We start from the raw sequence: 18485 nt of genomic DNA, 5'->3' as shown, positions 1-18485 counted from the left end.
TATTTTTTACTGGCACTTATTCGTCTTCTGGACAATTGCATCTACAAAACTTATTATAGAGTTTTTCGTAGATAGGAATGATATTATTGATGTTGAAACTCAGCGCTTGTTGATACGCATTTTCCTTAAATTGATTCAGTAAATCATCGTTGCCTAATAGGAGTGTTGCCTTTTCAGCAGCGGTGTCCACATCGCCAACATTAAATAAATACCCAGTTTTACCTTCTATATTTACTTCAGGTAATCCGCCTGCATTACTACTAAGTACCGGTACATGGGCAGCCATGGCTTCCAGCGCTGCGAGCCCAAAGCTTTCATATTCTGAAGGCAATACAAATAAATCAGAAATCGCCAGGATTTCCTCCATTTGCTCCTGCTTTCCCATAAAGCGCACTTCGTTTTCCAGACCAAGTTTATTGATTGCTTCTTCACAAACCGGCCTTTCTGGTCCATCACCAACCATTAATAGCTTACAGGGAACTTCACTTTGGACTTTCGCAAAGATTCTTACTACATCACACACTCTTTTTACTTTACGGAAGTTAGAAGCGTGCACCATGATCTTTTCTCCTTTTGGCGCTACAGCCTTCTTAAATGCATCAATAGGCTTTTTATCGAAACGCTGGATATCAACAAAATTATAGATGACTTGGATATCCTTTTTAATATTAAAATATTTGTAGGTCTCTTCCCTTAGATTATTGGACACAGCCGTAATCGCATCACTTTGGTTGATGGAAAAAGTAACTACCGGTTCATAGGTCTTATCCTTGCCCACCAAGGTGATGTCCGTACCATGCAGCGTTGTTATAAATGGTACATCCCGGCCCGTTTTCTCTTTAACGATCTGCTTGGCCATATAGGCTGCTGATGCATGCGGGATGGCATAATGGACATGCAAAAGATCTAGGTCATATTTAATAATTACATCGACGAGTGTACTGGATAATGCCAGTTCATAAGGCGGATATTCAAAAAGGGGATATTCTGGAACGCGCACTTCATGGTAGAATATATTGGCGTTAAACTCGTTGAGTCTCACAGGTTGCCGATACGTAATAAAATGAACAGCATGACCTTCGTTGGCAAGGGCTTTACCTAATTCAGTAGCCAGAACGCCACTGCCACCAAAAGTGGGGTAACAAACAATTCCAATTCGCATTTTTTTTGTTTAATAAGTGATACCAAACCAATACTTCAGTGGCTAAGGCACAGGATCATAGCCACTGCCACCATGGGATGGCACCTGGATATTCGTTTTATTGTCAGCCATCCTCCTTTGAATAAACCGTATTTTTTAAATGCCTCAATGCCATATTGTGAACAGGTCGGTGTAAATCGACAGGTTGCAGGCAATGTAGGCGATATGACAAGTTGGTAAATCTTGATCAATAAAATAAACGGATATCCTAATATTTTAAGTATTGCTTTAATAATAAATGATTTATACGTTCACCAGATCATGCCCCTTAATTACATCAAGTTCCATTATCTAAATGCGGAACCGCCAAAATAAATCCAGAAAGCATAATCCTTTGATGAACAAATGATAATCAAAGGTAATATACCTTAAGGAAAGAAAATGTAAAAGAAATGTAAGGACTGGTTATTATTGAGGTAGTCGGTTTAACAGCAGAAACCTACGGATAAAAACAATAGGTGGAGAAACCACCTAGGCTTAAGCATTCAGTTTCCCGCTTAATTTCTCATTAAGTTCTTGTATGAGGTTACCTACCTTTTGATTGATCAATTCCTGCGACGGCAACTGATTGTGACCATATAACCAAAATAAAGTGAGCTTACAGCCAGTTGCCTGGCATAAGGTCCATAATGGACCTTTTTGCAACCGGTAAGCTTCCCTTAATAGTCTTTTTACTCTATTGCGACGTACAGCTTGTTTAAAGAACTTTTTGCTGCAACCAAAACCCACCTGCACGTTGGCCACATGCTGAAGGGGTACCTTAATATTATTTGCGGACTCGTCACCATGGGCAACTTCTGTCCTATGCAGTTCGTAAAACAAACGGATGGGTGTATCTGTTATAAATTTTCTTGCTTTAAACAGTTGGTCGATTTGTTTGCGACTTTTAAGCTTTTCAGATTTTCCAAGGGAACGGTTCGTTTTCATAATAGGATAGGAGGGACAAGCCTATATTTATGGTTGAGAGACTTCTATTGATAAAGTTATGAAAGAATGCAGGACAAAAGGCCCGCAAAGCGCTACCAGCAAAATGAAAATGAGACGAAAATTAAAATAAAAAAAGCGCTATAAAATATTATTTTACAGCGCTTTTAAGTATTGTATACCTTTCGTAGGTATTATAAAGAGCCGTAGCCCTTTCAAATACAATTATTTTAATTTCCTTTCATCAGAAACCGTTAACTTTTTACGGCCCTTAGCGCGACGAGATGCCAAAACCTTGCGGCCATTGGCAGATGACATGCGCTCACGGAATCCGTGTACAGATTTACGGCGGCGGTTATGTGGTTGAAATGTACGTTTCATCAGTTCTTTTTTTTAATAATTTGACTATATAATTAACTCTAAAACAAAACAGCGACCATTAACTGCTTTTGTTGTGAAAGGTGGGCAAAAGTAAAACATTTTACCTGAATAGAAAAAATATTAAGGATAATTTCTCAAAATTTGCCAATGGCACCTCAACGATCCATAGGAGTCTTGAATATAGAGAATGGTGATGATTTCAGTTTGTAGCTATATGGATATATAACTACCTGATTACCATTTTGTACCCGGATGCTAGAATTGATTTCTACACTTTTGCCTGATGGGGCAATTTTAGGTTGCTCCGTAAAGGTTCCAGCGGGACTCACAAATCGATATTTACCCAGGCTGGATAAGCTAGTCACATCCCCTCTGCCTGAAGAAATAGAAGAAAGCGAAAAGAAAGGCTCAGGACTTTGCAGATCCTTCAAACTTAATTTTTCTGTTTTATCTTTCTTTTATCCTTGTCTTTATCGTCACGGTTATAGGCACTTGTGTTGCTGAAAGATGCATAAGACATCGCTACCATGGCACTGAATACCAGGGTAAAAATGACTTTAATATTTAATATCTTTCCTAACATTACTGCAAAGGTACAACCTTTGTTAAATATTGCAAAAATTATTTTTTTATTTTACATTAAGAAATTATGAACAAATGTGTGTAATTTCAGGGAGTTATATATTTGACCTATTACTTATCCAGATATGCACATTTGACATGGATTATTGTTGGTCAAATCAAAATACTGAACTACATTAGTTGTATTGAGTCTATGAATCTTAGATAGTTAATTGTAAAGGGGAATAGGTTATATATATTAACATGTTAATTTGTATAATTGTTTATTTTTAGTTGGTTGTATATGATTTTATCACTAATGTAAACAGTTGTTGTTGAATATTTTGATAAAATTATTAGAAAATGCCTTTCCAGTCAGATAATGACTAATATTGCAAGGTTCAGCGTTTTGCCATACAGGTACCCAATGGCAAGCAACTACCGGATTGCAATTGTTTGGTGGCAGAATGGCAAAAAAAACATTTTGGTACATTTTTAAAAGGAGGGGGTTATGCGAGAAGATAATTTCAGAGAGGAGCAACAATTTTTAAGTGAATGGTTAAAAACTTACGAAAGACTTCGTAGCGGAGCTGAAAATGTATTTTTGGAAGAAGATGTCTTTTTAACCATCATTGAATACTTTGATGAGTTGGATAAGGTGAAAAAAGCAATGGAGGCAGTAGATATTGCCTTACAGTATTACCCCTATTCAACACCCTTATTGGTAAAAAAAGCCGACTATTTAATTGTATATAAACACCTGGATGAAGCGATGGCGGTCCTGGATCAGGCCATGATCTATGATAATCAGGATGTAAATATTTATATCTTAAAGACAGAAGCTTTGCTCGCCATGAAAAAAAACATGGAAGCCAAAGAGATTCTTGAGTCTGCTATGAACTTGTTTGAAGGAGAGGAACTAGTGGATCTTCTTTTTGAACTGGCGGATGTTTTTGATGATTATGAATTATACAATGACGTATTTAATTGTTTAGCTTCGGTATTAGAAATAGACCCTAATAATGAAGAGGCACTTTATAAAATCTGTTTTTGGACAGATTTTACCAATCGTCATTATGAGGGGATTCAGATATATAAACGCATCATAGATGCCTATCCTTATAACGAGCTCGCCTGGTTTAATCTAGGTGCCGCCTACCAGTGCATTAAGCGTTATGAAAAAGCCCTGGATGCCTATGAATATGCCATCGCTATCAATGATAAATTTGATTATGCCTATCGCAATATGGGCGATGCTTTGATGCATATGCGCCGCTATAAGGAGGCGATTGAAGTGTTGAAAAAAACACTTGAGCTTTCAAAGCCGGATAGCGTCGTATATGAAGCTATTGGCTATTGTTATCACAGGTTACTCAATGGAGAAAATGCCCGGTTTTATTTTCGTAAAGCCATTCATCTGAGCCCAACGGAGAGTAAGCTTTATTATAAAATCGCCTTGACTTATATGGATGAGATGAAATGGTCTCAGGCCCTAAAGTCACTGGATACGGCTATGGCCTTTAATCAGAATGCATATGAGTACGAACTGGCTAAAGGGGAGTGTCTGATGAATATGGAAGAATATACGGAAGCCATCTTTTCCTTTGGAACCGTTGTAAAGCATCGTAGAAAAAGTGTAACAGGATGGTCTAATCTGATAAAATGCATGTATCTGGCTGGCGCCTACGAGGATGCGGAGGAGCAGGCAGCCACTGCCTATGAACTGACAAATGGTAAAGCTATATTTTTATATTTTACAGCTTTTGCCCAATATGAGCAGGGTCGGGTAGGTGATGCACTGATCAATCTGGAAACCGCACTGGCAGCCTCTCCCAAACAATTTAAAAAAGTAGTTGAATTAAATCCTGCGATTTTACAAAACCACAGAATTGTTAATTTACTGGCTCAATATAAGAAGCCTAAATAGTAAATTGGACAGGAAATTGATCATTTTAAAAGTACATTTCAATCAATAAGCTTATTTTTGCGCCCAAAGTAAAAACTTTCTAGATGAATTTTAAACTATCTCAGATTCCTGAGCGTACTATTTCCCCAAGAGAATTCGGACTCACAATGGTCATGGATAAAGGCTTGAGCCTGGAAGAAACAAAAAACTTTGTCAGCATCGGAAAACCTTATATTGATATCGTGAAACTGGGCTTCGGAACCTCTATGGTCACCCCGAATCTTAAAGAAAAAATAGATATTTACCGTTCTCATGGTATCGCTGTTTATTTTGGCGGCACTTTGTTTGAAGCTTTTTTAATCCGTAATCAAATGGAAGATTATATCGCCATTTGTAAAGATTACGGGATTGATTATATGGAGGTCAGTGATGGCTCTATTTCCATACCACACGCAGAAAAATGTGGCTATATAGAAAAGCTGACTGAACATGCCACTATTTTAAGCGAGGTGGGTAGCAAGGACGCAACCAATATTATGGCCCCTTACCGTTGGATACAATTGATGCAGGATGAACTCTCAGCGGGAGCTACCTATGTTATTGCTGAAGCACGGGAAGCAGGCAATGTTGGTTTGTATCGGGATAGTGGAGAAGTTAGACAGGGACTCGTTAATGAAATCCTGACCAAGATTCCTAAGGAAAAAATTATCTGGGAAGCACCTCAAAAAAACCAACAACTTTATTTTCTGGAACTTTGTGGCTGTAATGTCAACCTGGGTAATATTGCGCCCACCGAAATCATACCGCTGGAGACTATGCGGATCGGTTTAAGAAGTGACACCTTCCATTTATACCTGAACAAGGATCAGCAGAGCACCTATTAATCTAACCCCAAAAGGATTCATTTAAAGATACATGAAAAAGTACGCAATCATCGGACTGCCGCTCGGACACTCATTTTCAAAAAAGTATTTTGAACAAAAGTTTGCCCAGGAAGGACTGTCAGATTGTGTCTTTGAAAACCATGAACTACAGCGAATTGAAGAAGTTGAGCATTTATTTCGAGATCCTGAACTAAAAGGATTTTGTATTACGATCCCTTATAAAAAGGCTATTATCCCTTATCTAAGCGAGTGCAGTGAAGAAGTGCAAGCCATGCAGGCTTGCAATTGTGTGCAGTTAAAACAGGGCAAGCGCATTGGTTTTAATACAGATGTTGTTGGCTTTGAAAAATCATTCATTACCAAACTGCACAAATCAGACAAAAAAGCCTTGATTCTGGGGACCGGTGGCGCAGCAGCGGCTGTTTGTTTTGTACTACAAAAACTGGGTATTGAGTATAAATTTGTCTCTCGCAGCCCTCATGCTGATCAGTTTAGTTATCAGGATATTAAATCGGCTGATATTTTACAGCAATATACCGTCATTATTAATTGTAGTCCGGTAGGAACCTTTCCCAAAGAAGACCAGGCGCCTGATCTGGCCTATGAGCTATTATCTGATCGTCATTATCTATATGACCTGGTGTATAACCCAGCCGTTACCCAGTTTTTGCATAAAGGACAATTGCAAGGGGCCAGAATACAAAATGGCTATCCCATGCTGACCATACAGGCAGAAGAAAACTGGATGAATTGGAACAGATAGGCCGATTTTTCCAACAAAGTCTTCATAGTACCGCTTGCATAATCCCTGGAAATACCTGGAAATCCCTGGAAATCCCTGGTTCTTTTAACGATTTTATTTTCCTTTTCTAAAAAGCGTTAGATTTGTTGTTCACGATGGCGTCGGGCTTAAGCCTGGCAATTGAATACAATGAAAATAATCTGACAAAAGGGTGAAGGGTGGTGAAAATAAATTATTATATAAACAAAGAAGCCGCTCTGCAAAGTAGTGGTAGCAGACCGTTCAAACGCTGCTTTTGGAAGCTTGCTATTTATTTAAGTCTTTTCATTTTTTTCTTTTGCCATACAGGATTACAGGCTCATAACTTGAACAACGGCGAATTGAAAAAAAAACAAAAAGATTCTACTGCGCCTAGTATCCCAAGTATCCCAATTGGCTTACTTACGACGCCCAAGACCTACCATGCGCCCATGGCAGGAAAGGCCATCGTGATTGATGGAGATCTTAATGACGCTGCCTGGCAAAATGCCCCTGGAGTGATGATTTCTCAGATATAGCCGGTAATTCTGTATTAAAAAATGTAAGGATTGATGGGCAGGATCAAATTTTGCCTACGCAGGTTAAAATGTGTTGGGACGATACGTATTTATATATTGCCGCAAAATTAACTGACCCAGATTTATGGGCCACTTTAAAGAAAAGAGATACCATTATTTATAATAATAATGATTTTGAGGTATTCTTTTCCACCGCCTCTTTAGCTAATAGTTATTATGAGCTGGAAATCAACCAGCTGGGGACAATTTTGGATCTCCTTATGACCAGGCCCTACAGAAATAGAGGGCAGGCACTCATTCATTGGGATTTAAAAGGCCTTAAATCAGCCGTGAAATTGCATGGAACTTTAAATAACAGCGCAGATAAAGACAGCGGTTGGACAGTAGAAATGGCCATTCCTTATAAAGGAGTATTGGCTTTTGGTCAAAGAAGACCTCAGGCAGGAGATTATTGGCGGATTAATTTTTCAAGGGTGCAGTGGGATGCACATCCCACTGCCAGCGGCTACCAAAGAAATAAAGGAGGTGGTCGGTTGTTGGCAGAGCATAACTGGGTCTGGTCACCGCAAGGCATCGTTAATATGCATGCGCCAGACAGATGGGGATATTTATTTTTTGTAAAAGACAGTACCCAGAAAGAAGTATTGCCTATGATTGAATTGCAAAAGGCTGCGCTTTGGAAAATTTATTATGCTGAACAGTATAGATATGCTAAGCGTCATAAATTTGCCTTAACTTTAGCAGAACTAAGTGCGGGGGATAGCCGTATTGAGCTCATTAATCCCCAAAATGGCAAAACAGAGACCTATTGGCTGGGGTTAAGTGCGGGTGATCAGTGGTTCCGCGTTTGTTTAAAAGATGAAAAAGGCCAGGAATTATTAGCCCTTGATCAAAACGGCGCACTGTCCGTGTTTAAGTGATACGATATTCTTCAGACATAAAAACCTTAATGCTAAAAATATAAGGCAATGAAAGACCACAGAAGAGATTTTCTAAAAAAGGCATTACTCGCCTCTGCTGGCGTGGCCACAGCGCCCCTGATCGGTGCTGCGCACCGCTCAACTGAGCAGCAATCTGGTATGCACCCCTCCTTGGAAAATACCGGGAAAACGGCCGCTAAAAAGGTGCTCAAAAACTGGGTCTGGATCAATCCGGATCAAAATAAATCAACGGCTGAACTCGATACTACCTACGGCGCGTATGCCAAAGCAGGTATCACAGGTGTGTTCTTTGAAAATGACAGTGAAAAGCATTTTAGGTCCGCCAAGCGCCAGGGACTGGAAGCACACCGTTGGATGTGGACCATGAATCGAGGAGAAAAAGACCTTTTACAAGCGCATCCCGACTGGTATGCCGTCTCCAGAACTGGCAAGAGTTGTGCGACCCAGCCACCTTATGTTGATTATTACAGGTGGCTGTGCCCATCCAAAGCGACCACGCTGGAATATTTGCAAAAACAGGTCAGTAGTATTCTGGCACTGGACTATGTAGATGGCATTCATTTGGATTATGTCCGGTATTGTGATGTGATTTTACCGGTAAACCTCTGGTCTAACTATAATCTGGTGCAAACAACTGAATTGCCAGATTATGATTTTTGTTATTGTGAACATTGTCAGAAAAGCTTTACGAAGTGGTGTGGAGAAACTTTAAGCGACATTACTTATCCTGAGGCAAGTCTATCCTGGCGGCAGTTTCGCTATAATCAGGTTACAAATATTGTGAATCACCTTGCAGAAATCGCACATGGGACCAATAAAAAGATTACTGCTGCAGTATTCCCCACACCGGAAGTAGCCAGAAGAAATGTGCGCCAGGACTGGACTTATTGGAATATGGATGGTGTCTGCCCAATGATTTACCATGGATTTTATAAGGAAAACACGCGCTGGATCGGAGATGCAGTAGCGGAAGGCGTACATTTCCTGCATGGTAAGATGCCGCTTTATGCCGGACTATATTTACCCGATTTTAAAAGCAGTGGCGATCTAAAAGAAGGCATACGTTATGCACTGGATAATGGTGCCGGGGTGTCTCTTTTTTCGGAAAGGTGTCAGATGGGGACCTGGCTTGTTTGCAGGAAGTTACAGGGCAGTTTCTGGCCAAATAAAAATAAAAAACAAAATATAAGTAAATAGAACGCGTCAAACAAAAGCTGCAAGCTTTTGTTTGACGCGTTCTATTTAAAGTTTAACAGGTATATTATTTTTATACGACCAGCTTATTTTTGCGTAATATATGCGCTAGAAAGCGGCCGTAATGCCGATATAATTTTCAGGAGTGATCTGGCGGAGTTCATCTTTCAATTCCTTTGACACTTTAAGTGTTGTAATAAATTTCTGGATATCCTTTTTGGTGATGGACGTCTTGCCCCTTGTCAGATCCTTTAAGGCTTCATAAGGATTTGGATAGTTTTCTCTACGCAGGATGGTCTGGATGGCTTCGGCGACCACTGCCCAGTTATTTTCCAGATCAGCCTTAAGTTTTGCTTCATTCAGCAATAGTTTATCCAGACCTTTTTCAATGGAACGTAAAGCAATAAGGCTATGGGCGACCGGAACCCCCAGGTTGCGCAAAACCGTGGAATCGGTCAGGTCACGCTGCAGGCGGCTAATGGGCAGTTTTGCACTCAGGTGCTCTAATAATGCATTGGCAATGCCCAGGTTTCCTTCTGCATTCTCAAAATCAATCGGATTCACTTTATGTGGCATTGCAGAAGAGCCCACTTCTCCTTTTTTGTTTTTTGCTTAAAATAATCCATGGAAACATAAGTCCAGATATCTCGGCATAAATCGATTAAGATATTATTGATTCTTTTAATAGCATCAAACTGTGCTGCCAAAAGATCATAATGTTCAATTTGGGTGGTAAACTGCATACGTTGCAATCCCAGCCTTTCATCAACAAATTCATTGCCCAATTTGACCCAGTCTTTTTTCGGGAAAGCAACATGGTGCGCATTAAATTACCGGTTGCCCCACCAAATTTGGCGGCAAAAGGAATGGCCGTTAATAAATCTACCTGATGAATCAGTCTTTCGACAAATACCATCCATTCTTTTCCGAGCGTTGTAGGCGAGGCGGGCTGCCCATGCGTTCTGGCCAGCATTGGGATGAATTTCCATTGGGTAGCCATTTGCTGCAGGTGCATCTGTAGATTTAAAAGTGCAGGCAAATACTGGGATTCTACAGCGTCCTTCCAACCTAAAGGGATGGCGGTATTGTTGATATCCTGAGAAGTTAGCCCAAAATGAATCCATTCCTTTAAGTCACTGAGACCTAATCCGTCCAGGATTTCTTTTAAGAAGTATTCTACTGCTTTTACATCGTGATTGGTGGTTTTCTCAATCTCCTTGATACGCACTGCATCTTCCAGACTAAATGCTTCAGCCACTTCCAGTAATTTATTTTGTCTTTGGCGGATAATTTGAAGATTTTCTTATCTGCCAGGAAGATAAATACTGTATTTCTACATACACGCGGTATTTGATCAGGGCATATTCTGAAAAAAAGCCCTCTAAAGTGCTTACCTGTGGATGGTAGCGGCCATCAATTGGTGAGATGGCTGTAAGCTGGTGGAGATCCATTCTATTTGTTTTTGCTAACGTTTGATTATTTTGATAAATCTTATCTTTGCCGGCAAATTTACAGCATTTGAAGAAGATTAAAGTCGCAGCCGTTAGTTATTTGAATACAAAGCCTTTATTGTATGGCATAAAACGATCTCCAGCATTATTGGCCCAAATGGAATTGGTGGAAGATTTTCCTGCAAAAATCGGTAAGATGCTGGTAGATAATGAAGTAGATATGGACTGATCCCTGTAGCCTATATTCCCCAATTAAAAGATTGGAAAATAGTTTCAGATTACTGTATTGGGTCTGTAGGCCCGGTTGAAACAGTTTGCCTTTTCAGTGATGTACCTGTTCAGGAAATTGAAACCGTGATTTTGGATTACCAGAGTTTTAGCTCCATTAACCTGTGTAGGGTGATCTTCCACCACTTCTGGAAAAAACAGGTAGTATATAAGCCCGCCACGCCGGGATATATTGACCAAATTAAAGGCACAACAGCCGGTGTTATTATCGGAGACCGGGTTTTGAGCAAAAATACGGCCCCAAGCCCCAGAGGTATATTTATGATCTGGCAGAAGTTTGGACCGATTTTACCGGTCTGCCCTTTATGATGGCTGCCTGGATTGCCAATAAACCGCTCCCAGAATCCTTTATTAAAGCATTTGATTTGGCCAATCAGGTAGGACTTGATAATTTAGCAGCGGTATCAGCGGAGAATCCCTATAGCTATTTTGATCTGGAGACGTATTTCAGGGAGAAAATCAGCTATGATGTGAATCCTGAAAAAATGCAGGCATTGCAATTATTTTTAGAACTCATGCAGCAAACAAACGCAGCTGATCCCGATTTGTCTAAATAAGTAACAAATAACTTTCCTTTGAAGTCCTTCATTAAGGGACCAACCTAAAAATATGAAATTAGAAAAGCTGTACCGTATACTAAGTGCCATTTTGATGCCCATTATATTTATTCTGGCATTTTTTGCAATGCTCTTTTGATGGCTTCCTTTTCTAATCCTGCATTTTTGTTTGCAGCCTTTGTGTTGGGCTGTGTCACCATTTATATGGTCAAATCCACCCAGTTTTATCGCCGTAATATAGAACCAGGGATTCCGGCCAAAGCGAATCTCAGGGATTGGATAAGAGTGAATGCCTTTGTTGCCATATTTTTTGTACTCCAACTGATCTTTAGTGCAGGCTATATGATGGTCATGAAAGAAGAGGTGTTGGCTAATTGTCAACTGCTTTTAAATCAGATTCAGGGCATGGAAGGGGGTGGCTCAGTTAAATATACAGCCGAAGAGTTATATAGCAGCATGAAAAATATAATGATATTTTTTTGATTTTTGATGTTCTGCTGGCCATCCATATTGTTTGCACCTTTAAACTACTTAAAAAATACAAGGGATTACTGGTGCATCCTTCATAAATAACGTTTGATGCAGATATGCCCCCATTTTTTAAGCAGTAGATTCTATTGGTTTGTTGGTATCTTTGGGAGGTAATGATCCATCCTGTTACTATAGAAATGATTCTGGATCCAATATTGTCTACCCTGCCAATCCTGGATATCCGCAGCCCGAAGGAGTACGCTAAGGGGCACATCCCAGGTGCGTTATCCCTTCCCTTATTTACAGATGAGGAGCGTGCAGTAGTAGGCACCACCTATCACCAGGCAGGCCGACAAACGGCCATTTTAAAAGGGTTTGATATAACAGGTCCCAAATGGGCGGGGTTTATTAAAACGGCGCTGCAATATGCACCGGATCAAAAAGTCGTGCTACACTGCTGGCGAGGCGGGATGCGCAGTGAAGCCATGGCCTGGGCGTTAAATCTGTATGGATTTGACGTCTATGTAATCAAAGGCGGGTATAAAGCCTTTCGCAGATGGACGCGTAGGATCTGTAGTCAGCCATTAGATTTAATTGTACTCTCAGGTAAAACCGGGTCCAATAAGACCGGGATATTGCACCAATTACAACTTGACGGTGAACAGGTGATAGATTTGGAGGCCATGGCATGCCATCAGGGATCCGCCTATGGGAGTATGGGTAGCCTTACCCAACCAAGCCAGGAACAATTTGAAAACAATCTGGCCTGGACCATAAAAGTGTTGGATCCAAATAAACAAGTCTGGATGGAGGATGAAAGTATGACCATTGGTAAAGTGGCCATACCAGCGCCACTTTGGGCACAGCTTTGCATTGCCCCAGAAATTGAATTAGCGGTTCCTTTGGAAAACAGGGTAGAGGTACTTCATCAGCAATACGGAATACTTGATAAAGATTTTCTGGAAGCCTCCACGCTCAAAATAAAAAAAAGACTGGGACCGGATCAGACCAGCGCCGCTATTGAAGATATTCAAAATAACAAAATGCGTAGTTTTATCAGGCGTGTATTAACTTATTATGATAAAGCTTATGCTAAAAGCCGTAAACCTGTGGAAAAAAAGCGCTGGACGGCACAGCTGTCAGTTGAGCAGGTGCAGGACGCAAAACAAGTGGCTGTTTTGGTTTTGGCGCTGGCCAAACAAAACGGCTCAATACAATCTAAATAAGCTATAAAAATATAAATAGAGATGCATTCAGATAATAAAACCCCAATTTCTGATAATAAAGAAACAACAGATTTTAGGCTGACCGCTTATTCTCATGGTGCAGGCTGTGGGTGTAAGATTAGTCCGGCTGTATTGGATGCAATTCTACCCCAAGGAGGATTAAATGCCTTTAAGGACGCCAGGTTATTAGTAGGTAATCAGCTGCGCGATGACGCTGCTGTCTGGCAGATAGATGAGCATGCGTCCTTAATTGCCACCACCGATTTTTTCATGCCTATTGTGGATGATCCATTTGATTTTGGACGGGTGGCCGCGGCCAATGCCATCAGCGACGTTTATGCCATGGGCGGGCGGCCGGTACTGGCACTAGCCATACTGGGATGGCCTGTAAAAATCTTACCTATTGAACTGGCAGGAAAGGTACTGGATGGTGCCAGATCGATCTGCACCGAGGCAGGCATCAGCCTGGCCGGCGGTCATAGTATTGATACACCGGAGCCCATCTTTGGGTTAGCCGTAAACGGCCTGGTCAAAACAGCGCATTTGAAAAAAATGCGACCGCTACACCAGGGGATAGGTTATATCTGACCAAACCAATAGGCGTAGGCATTTTGTCTACCGCCCAGAAAAAAGGGCTGATTCGACCCTTAGACGCCGCGGCAGCACTAGATAATATGACGCGGTTGAATAAAGCAGGTGCGGTGTTCGGTAAGTTGGATTATGTCACTGCGATGACAGATGTAACCGGATTTGGCCTGCTGGGGCATTTAAAGGAAATGTGCCAGGGCAGTGGGGTAAATGCGGTAATAGAAATGCAAAAAGTGCCTTTATTGGATCATATTGAGCAGTATTTGGCTGCGGGAGCGGTGCCAGGCGGTACGCTCCGCAACTGGGAAAGTTATGGCAGATTTATAGGGCCATTATCAGAGCACTTCAAACAACTGCTTGCCGATCCGCAGACCAGCGGTGGACTGCTGGTGGCTGTTAAGGAGCATAAAGCGGATGAATTTGAAGCAGTCTTAAAAGCAGAGGGATTGCCTGTACATAATATTGGCTGGCTGGAAACCAGATCTGAAAAGGCTGCTTCAGAAAGCGCAGCATATATCCAGGTTAATTAAATTAATTTAAATTTCCTCCTTTTTTCTTCTGGACCTTCCTCTAATCCTGGATTATTTTTTGGGGCGTCCTTTCTGAATAAATTACCGATCAGATTACCTGTTTTTTCTGCCACTTTGCGGCCTTCTGAGAAAACATCCAAAATAGTTCCTTCTTCATGATGCAGATCGGTCAGCTTAGAATAGGTAATTTGCTGCTGTGGATACAGCAGTATGTAACTAAATTTTGCAAAGTATTTATTCAGATAATAGGAAGTCTTCGCCAGTTTGGCATGATAGGAGCTATATCCGGGTCTGGAAATCACGACAATAAACAGATCATTTGTTTGCAGTTCTCTACTCAGTATAAGGAAATCATCCCAGTCTTCCCAATTCTCATAGGTGATGGTCAACGGCTTGGAAGACGGTTGATTGATGGCTTCAACCGCGTCTTTGATAGCAGGGTTACAATAGATGACCAAGGGCAAACCACTCTCTTTGGAAATCGTCAATACTTTAATGACCCAATGATTAAAGCCTTCCTCCCATTCTGCATGTTTATTCACCACCACCACGATCCGACCAAGGGTATTAAAGGGTTGGACTGAGTGGTGTACAAAGACAGTTTGTTCTGTATGGGAGAGAATCTGGTCGGTGGTCACACCAATCAGGCTCTTTTTGCTACCAGATTGAGTAACGCCAATGATGATATCTGTAATCAGGTGCTCCTTGATGGTATATAAAATACCTTTTGATACGCTCTGATCATACCGGATAATAGGGGTAATGATCGTATCTGAACCGGCTGCCTGTTCCAGAGCCGTCTTCATCATTTTTTCGGACTCTTTACGTTTGGATTCATCATCATTTTGTTCTTCCACCACATGGAGGGCAAAACGCTCTGGTGCTTCTTTTCTGGTATTCATCATTAGGGATAAATCCACCAGATCGCTGACCGTATCCGGCTCATCAAAACAGATAAGTACCTTATCCTTATCCACGTTGGTTTCTTCTGTCGTAGCAGAGGCGTCCGCCTCTGCAATGTTCTTAGAGGCCTTCTCCACAATAAGCGAGCTGACCGTGCAGGTAACTAAAATGGTCAGGATACTCCCATTTAAAATATCTTCACTAATCAGGCGAATAGGCGTGCCATCCGGCGCTTCTCCTAAAATAACATTATAACCAACCAAAACGGTGGCAAGCGTCGCTGCCGCCTGGGCCATACTCAGTCCACCGATCATACGGCGCTGGTCCCGGCTTAACTTAAAAGATTTTTGGGTCAGCCAGGCGGCGCCAATTTTCCCCAGTATAACAACCGCAATCATGACTGCGCCAACTTTCAGGCCGCCCAGATTACTGAAGAGTTCTTTGACATTGACTAGCATGCCGACACCCACCAAAAAAAACGGGATGAATATGGCATTGCCAACAAAACCAATGCGGTTCATGAGTGCCGAATTATGCGGTATGAACTTATTGAGTACAAGGCCGGTTAAGAATGCACCGACGATTGCCTCAATACCAGCTACTTCCGCCAGAAATCCACCCAAAAAGACCATGGCCAGCACAAAAATATATTGACCAATACTATCCTCATAATGTTTAAAAACCAACGAGCGATCAATGGAAAGATAAATATAACCGTCAAGGCAAACAAAACCATTGAAATGGATAGATTCAGCCAAAAGCTACTGCCAATCACACCTTGTGACATACCAACGATAACGGCCAAAACGAGTAAAGCCAGAATATCAGTGATCATGGTCCCGCCAATGGTAATGGTCACAGAAGGATCTGTTGTGATCCCATAACGACTGGTAATAGGATAGGCCAAAAGCGTGTGCGAGGCCATCATGGAGGCAAATAATATAGAGGTTGTCATGGAATAGCCCAATATATAATAACCGCTGATGGAGCCTAAAAGCATTGGCAGGCAGAAAGTAAATAGGCCAAATAGCATGCTTCTGAACTTATTTTATTGAATTCCACCAGATCGATTTCCAGGCCTGCCAAAAACATGATATATAATAAACCTACAGTGCCAAATAAGACAATACTGCTGTCTCTTAATAATAAATTGAGTCCATATGGGCCAACAATAACCCCGGCAATGATCAAACCTATAATATGCGGAATTTTAATCCGATTCAGCAATATGGGCGCAAATAGGATAATAAACAGCACCAGCGAAAAAATGATCACCGGATTGGTTAGGGGTAAAGAAAAATCTAAGGCGGCTATAAGGGTCATAACATGGTTTTAAAGGTGATGTTTGCCGGGTAAACCAAAGGTGGATTTACTGCTTTTTCATGGTCAGGTTGTAGATGATCTGGCAGTCGGGCCGGATTATGCTTCTTTTTCCGCCAAGGGTTAAAGAATCATTCATTTGTCTTAAAAATACATTAATCTGCGTGTTGCTGTTAAGTGTCGTATCTGCAGATTGTGCCGTCAATTGCAATAAACCATCTTTATATTGACCCACATAGACCCGACTTAACACATTTTTTGTAAAAGCCTGGGCAATTACTGAACTACCAGCAATAGAAAAAGTCCATTGTTCCGTTTTTGTATCTCCAACGGCAGAGCCCGAGCAGGTGGCTACCGAACAAACCATACTGACGTTCCATTTACCAGGCAGTTGAGGAAACTTCACTTTAAGTGAATCCTCAATGACATGGGCGCTATCCAGGCTTTTGGCCAGTTTATGGAGCTGGTCTTCTTTTAATGCCAGTTCATTGGCCTTTAATATTAACTCTTGTTGCTGTTCCATGACCTGTTTTTCGCGGGCGGCCAGTTTTTTCTCTCTTTCTGCCTGGCCGCAACCAAGTGATAAAAGCAGCACTGCAAATAGAAGTATGGTGGTTGTTTTACGATACATGAGGGCAATATATAAAAATATATAAAATAGTTTAAGAATTATACTCCTAAATATAAAGATTTTTTTATTAATAAGAAAAGTGATGGTTAATTTGGCTAAATCAACAACGCTGGCAGGCGCATGGCCACATCTTTAAGGCGCTTGCCGCAAATATATTCGTTGAATCCTTTTTTATAAGAAAAACAGGCACTGAACCTTTATGTTTTGCCATTATGGCGTCCCAAGAGCAATAGGTAGCTATTAGCTTAAGTGATATTATTGAAAATTTATATACAAATGGATAGACGCCAGATCAAAACGGCCAAAATAGTTTTACCCTTACTTTTTGTATCTTTGGTAGGGTGGGATTTTAAGCAAGCATTAAAAATAAAATTGAATCATACCATTATGCAAGCAACCATACAATTAAAAACCATTACCAGAAATAGAGATGTTTATCCTGCAGATGTATTCATTGAGCAGCAGGATAGTGAACCTGCACATCCAAGACTCGGGTTTGCCAGGGCATTTTTACAACACATATTATCTGATCATTATCCAGCCTTGCACGTAGGTGATCAATTTAAAGAAAATACCTTGCTTTTTACTTTTTCAATTCAACATATTCATATAACGGCCCATAATCCGTATGATGGAGAGAAAAGGATAATCGTAACAGGTGTGCTGCAGGATTAGATTTGGGGCGGAGTTGCGGCTGTTGTCATCGAAAAAGGAACCACTCCATTACAGAGTAGTTCCTATACAAATGGATGAAAACTTTTGAAATAAATGGTTGCGTAGGCCTTTATTTCAAGCTTCTTTAGGCATACACCAGCCTTTGATTCTGCAATTTGACTTTATGATGCAGGCGCAGCCCGCATTTATTGAGTACAATACTGCTATCAAAATTTCTTTTGCTTAATTCTGCTCTTAAAACTTCAAGATAAACTTTACGGATGGTATTTCTGCCCAGACACCTGACCTGCTTATTGAACCTTGCAACCAGCTCTTCATCTGGCAGCCTGGTAAACTCTGATTTAAATAATAGTGCCTGTTCTTGTAATAAAACTTCGTAATCCATTGCAATAAATTTTTATAGTTAAAAAATATTGCATCAAAGAAAATTGCTGTTTAAATCGTTGGACTTTTCAACTTTTTTGGTTTCTAAAACCCTCATCCTTTGACCACCGTAGCTTTTCTCGCTCGGTTGGCGTTAAAAATAACTGCTTAACTTCTTGATGCGGATACAA

Annotated in this window: 23 protein-coding genes, 2 pseudogenes and 1 riboswitch; of the genes and pseudogenes, 13 read left to right on the top strand and 12 right to left on the bottom strand. The window is 40.9% G+C overall.

Features of this window, described 5'->3' with window-relative positions:
* Positions 1–16 precede the first annotated feature (16 nt).
* From bshA to FSB73_RS23175, 6 genes are all read right to left on the bottom strand, one after another.
* Positions 17–1162 (bottom strand): N-acetyl-alpha-D-glucosaminyl L-malate synthase BshA, encoded by a 1146-nt coding sequence (bshA, locus tag FSB73_RS02080; RefSeq protein ID WP_146779924.1) that lies wholly within the window; start codon positions 1160–1162, stop codon positions 17–19.
* Between the two features lie 35 nt (positions 1163–1197).
* Positions 1198–1356, bottom strand: a complete 159-nt coding sequence (gene yidD / locus FSB73_RS02075; RefSeq protein WP_262712459.1) for a membrane protein insertion efficiency factor YidD — start codon at positions 1354–1356, stop codon at positions 1198–1200.
* Between the two features lie 322 nt (positions 1357–1678).
* Positions 1679–2128, bottom strand: a complete 450-nt coding sequence (rnpA, locus tag FSB73_RS02070) for a ribonuclease P protein component (RefSeq protein WP_146779923.1) — start codon at positions 2126–2128, stop codon at positions 1679–1681.
* Positions 2129–2350: 222 nt separating this feature from the next.
* Positions 2351–2506 carry a 50S ribosomal protein L34 gene (gene rpmH / locus FSB73_RS02065; RefSeq protein ID WP_146779922.1) on the bottom strand — a complete coding sequence of 52 codons (156 nt, stop codon included), beginning with the start codon at positions 2504–2506 and terminating at the stop codon, positions 2351–2353.
* A 155-nt stretch (positions 2507–2661) separates the two neighbouring features.
* The gene (locus FSB73_RS02060) at positions 2662–2937 is read right to left on the bottom strand and encodes a hypothetical protein (protein WP_146779921.1); all 276 of its coding nucleotides are present in this window, start codon (positions 2935–2937) and stop codon (positions 2662–2664) included.
* 2 nt (positions 2938–2939) lie between these two features.
* Complete coding sequence (locus tag FSB73_RS23175) at positions 2940–3089, bottom strand: hypothetical protein (RefSeq protein ID WP_158639374.1); 150 nt, start codon at positions 3087–3089, stop codon at positions 2940–2942.
* Between the two features lie 489 nt (positions 3090–3578).
* On the opposite strand from FSB73_RS23175, the gene FSB73_RS02055 reads away from it, so the two are divergent.
* The 6 genes from FSB73_RS02055 (at position 3579) to FSB73_RS02035 (ending at position 9294) form a co-directional block, all read left to right on the top strand.
* Entirely contained in the window at positions 3579–4994 is a 1416-nt protein-coding gene (locus FSB73_RS02055; protein WP_146779920.1) for a tetratricopeptide repeat protein, read from the top strand.
* Between the two features lie 83 nt (positions 4995–5077).
* The gene (locus FSB73_RS02050; protein WP_146779919.1) at positions 5078–5857 is read left to right on the top strand and encodes a phosphosulfolactate synthase; all 780 of its coding nucleotides are present in this window, start codon (positions 5078–5080) and stop codon (positions 5855–5857) included.
* A 31-nt stretch (positions 5858–5888) separates the two neighbouring features.
* Positions 5889–6620 (top strand): shikimate dehydrogenase family protein, encoded by a 732-nt coding sequence (locus FSB73_RS02045; protein ID WP_146779918.1) that lies wholly within the window; start codon positions 5889–5891, stop codon positions 6618–6620.
* Positions 6621–6979: 359 nt separating this feature from the next.
* Positions 6980–7156 carry a hypothetical protein gene (locus tag FSB73_RS23170; RefSeq protein ID WP_158639373.1) on the top strand — a complete coding sequence of 59 codons (177 nt, stop codon included), beginning with the start codon at positions 6980–6982 and terminating at the stop codon, positions 7154–7156.
* Positions 7157–7206: 50 nt separating this feature from the next.
* Positions 7207–8076 (top strand): carbohydrate-binding family 9-like protein, encoded by an 870-nt coding sequence (locus FSB73_RS02040; protein WP_146779917.1) that lies wholly within the window; start codon positions 7207–7209, stop codon positions 8074–8076.
* Positions 8077–8124: 48 nt separating this feature from the next.
* Positions 8125–9294 carry a glycoside hydrolase family 10 protein gene (locus tag FSB73_RS02035; RefSeq protein WP_225974383.1) on the top strand — a complete coding sequence of 390 codons (1170 nt, stop codon included), beginning with the start codon at positions 8125–8127 and terminating at the stop codon, positions 9292–9294.
* 105 nt (positions 9295–9399) lie between these two features.
* Here FSB73_RS02035 and FSB73_RS23745 read toward each other — a convergent pair whose 3' ends face one another.
* The 3 genes from FSB73_RS23745 to FSB73_RS23735 form a co-directional block, all read right to left on the bottom strand.
* Complete coding sequence (locus FSB73_RS23745; protein ID WP_225974382.1) at positions 9400–9882, bottom strand: adenylosuccinate lyase family protein; 483 nt, start codon at positions 9880–9882, stop codon at positions 9400–9402.
* 70 nt (positions 9883–9952) lie between these two features.
* Complete coding sequence (locus FSB73_RS23740) at positions 9953–10549, bottom strand: lyase family protein (protein ID WP_225974381.1); 597 nt, start codon at positions 10547–10549, stop codon at positions 9953–9955.
* A 10-nt stretch (positions 10550–10559) separates the two neighbouring features.
* Positions 10560–10742: a hypothetical protein gene (locus FSB73_RS23735; protein WP_225974380.1), complete on the bottom strand. Its 183-nt coding sequence runs from the start codon at positions 10740–10742 to the stop codon at positions 10560–10562.
* Between the two features lie 67 nt (positions 10743–10809).
* Between FSB73_RS23735 and FSB73_RS23730 the strand changes: the two genes are divergently transcribed.
* The 6 genes and pseudogenes from FSB73_RS23730 (at position 10810) to selD (ending at position 14402) form a co-directional block, all read left to right on the top strand.
* The gene (locus FSB73_RS23730) at positions 10810–10971 is read left to right on the top strand and encodes a hypothetical protein (protein WP_225974379.1); all 162 of its coding nucleotides are present in this window, start codon (positions 10810–10812) and stop codon (positions 10969–10971) included.
* Positions 10968–11339, top strand: a complete 372-nt coding sequence (locus tag FSB73_RS26185; RefSeq protein ID WP_317132854.1) for an MqnA/MqnD/SBP family protein — start codon at positions 10968–10970, stop codon at positions 11337–11339. Before FSB73_RS23730 ends, FSB73_RS26185 begins: the two co-directional genes overlap by 4 nt.
* A complete protein-coding gene (locus FSB73_RS26180; protein WP_317132853.1) occupies positions 11288–11587 on the top strand; it encodes an MqnA/MqnD/SBP family protein in 300 nt (99 codons plus the stop codon). The genes FSB73_RS26185 and FSB73_RS26180 overlap by 52 nt, the downstream gene beginning before the upstream one ends.
* Positions 11588–11725: 138 nt before the next feature.
* The gene (locus tag FSB73_RS02020) at positions 11726–12070 is read left to right on the top strand and encodes a hypothetical protein (protein ID WP_146779916.1); all 345 of its coding nucleotides are present in this window, start codon (positions 11726–11728) and stop codon (positions 12068–12070) included.
* A 161-nt stretch (positions 12071–12231) separates the two neighbouring features.
* Entirely contained in the window at positions 12232–13284 is a 1053-nt protein-coding gene (mnmH, locus tag FSB73_RS02015) for a tRNA 2-selenouridine(34) synthase MnmH (protein ID WP_146779915.1), read from the top strand.
* A 21-nt stretch (positions 13285–13305) separates the two neighbouring features.
* Positions 13306–14402: pseudogene (gene selD, locus FSB73_RS27350) on the top strand (selenide, water dikinase SelD).
* Here the strand turns inward: selD and FSB73_RS02005 are convergent.
* Positions 14399–16628 (bottom strand): annotated as a pseudogene (locus FSB73_RS02005) (cation:proton antiporter). The pseudogenes selD and FSB73_RS02005 sit on opposite strands and share 4 nt — an antisense overlap.
* A gap of 46 nt (positions 16629–16674) precedes the next feature.
* A complete protein-coding gene (locus FSB73_RS02000; protein ID WP_146779914.1) occupies positions 16675–17256 on the bottom strand; it encodes a hypothetical protein in 582 nt (193 codons plus the stop codon).
* Between the two features lie 387 nt (positions 17257–17643).
* Here FSB73_RS02000 and FSB73_RS01995 point away from each other — a divergent pair, with 387 nt between their 5' ends.
* Positions 17644–17931, top strand: a complete 288-nt coding sequence (locus FSB73_RS01995) for a hypothetical protein (RefSeq protein ID WP_146779913.1) — start codon at positions 17644–17646, stop codon at positions 17929–17931.
* A 124-nt stretch (positions 17932–18055) separates the two neighbouring features.
* Here FSB73_RS01995 and FSB73_RS01990 read toward each other — a convergent pair whose 3' ends face one another.
* Positions 18056–18316 carry a hypothetical protein gene (locus FSB73_RS01990; RefSeq protein WP_146779912.1) on the bottom strand — a complete coding sequence of 87 codons (261 nt, stop codon included), beginning with the start codon at positions 18314–18316 and terminating at the stop codon, positions 18056–18058.
* A gap of 62 nt (positions 18317–18378) precedes the next feature.
* Positions 18379–18482: riboswitch (SAM-I-IV-variant riboswitch) on the bottom strand.
* Positions 18483–18485 lie beyond the last annotated feature (3 nt).

This window comes from Arachidicoccus ginsenosidivorans, assembly GCF_007971385.1.
Lineage (GTDB): Bacteria > Bacteroidota > Bacteroidia > Chitinophagales > Chitinophagaceae > Arachidicoccus > Arachidicoccus ginsenosidivorans.
The sequence above is the reverse complement of the archived record's forward strand: the minus strand, read 5'-3'. Positions and strand labels throughout refer to the sequence as shown.

What these genes read in the sequence shown, in the direction of transcription:
- FSB73_RS02000 (WP_146779914.1), bottom strand. Translation starts at nt 17,256, where the DNA reads ATGTATCGTAAAACAACCACCATACTTCTATTTGCAGTGCTGCTTTTA.
- FSB73_RS02055 (WP_146779920.1), top strand. Translation starts at nt 3,579, where the DNA reads ATGCGAGAAGATAATTTCAGAGAGGAGCAACAATTTTTAAGTGAATGG.
- rnpA (WP_146779923.1), bottom strand. Translation starts at nt 2,128, where the DNA reads ATGAAAACGAACCGTTCCCTTGGAAAATCTGAAAAGCTTAAAAGTCGC.
- FSB73_RS01995 (WP_146779913.1), top strand. Translation starts at nt 17,644, where the DNA reads ATGCAAGCAACCATACAATTAAAAACCATTACCAGAAATAGAGATGTT.
- FSB73_RS02050 (WP_146779919.1), top strand. Translation starts at nt 5,078, where the DNA reads ATGAATTTTAAACTATCTCAGATTCCTGAGCGTACTATTTCCCCAAGA.
- bshA (WP_146779924.1), bottom strand. Translation starts at nt 1,162, where the DNA reads ATGCGAATTGGAATTGTTTGTTACCCCACTTTTGGTGGCAGTGGCGTT.
- mnmH (WP_146779915.1), top strand. Translation starts at nt 12,232, where the DNA reads ATGATCCATCCTGTTACTATAGAAATGATTCTGGATCCAATATTGTCT.
- FSB73_RS01990 (WP_146779912.1), bottom strand. Translation starts at nt 18,316, where the DNA reads ATGGATTACGAAGTTTTATTACAAGAACAGGCACTATTATTTAAATCA.
- FSB73_RS02045 (WP_146779918.1), top strand. Translation starts at nt 5,889, where the DNA reads ATGAAAAAGTACGCAATCATCGGACTGCCGCTCGGACACTCATTTTCA.
- FSB73_RS23735 (WP_225974380.1), bottom strand. Translation starts at nt 10,742, where the DNA reads ATGGATCTCCACCAGCTTACAGCCATCTCACCAATTGATGGCCGCTAC.
- rpmH (WP_146779922.1), bottom strand. Translation starts at nt 2,506, where the DNA reads ATGAAACGTACATTTCAACCACATAACCGCCGCCGTAAATCTGTACAC.
- FSB73_RS02020 (WP_146779916.1), top strand. Translation starts at nt 11,726, where the DNA reads ATGGCTTCCTTTTCTAATCCTGCATTTTTGTTTGCAGCCTTTGTGTTG.
- FSB73_RS02035 (WP_225974383.1), top strand. Translation starts at nt 8,125, where the DNA reads ATGAAAGACCACAGAAGAGATTTTCTAAAAAAGGCATTACTCGCCTCT.
- FSB73_RS23175 (WP_158639374.1), bottom strand. Translation starts at nt 3,089, where the DNA reads ATGTTAGGAAAGATATTAAATATTAAAGTCATTTTTACCCTGGTATTC.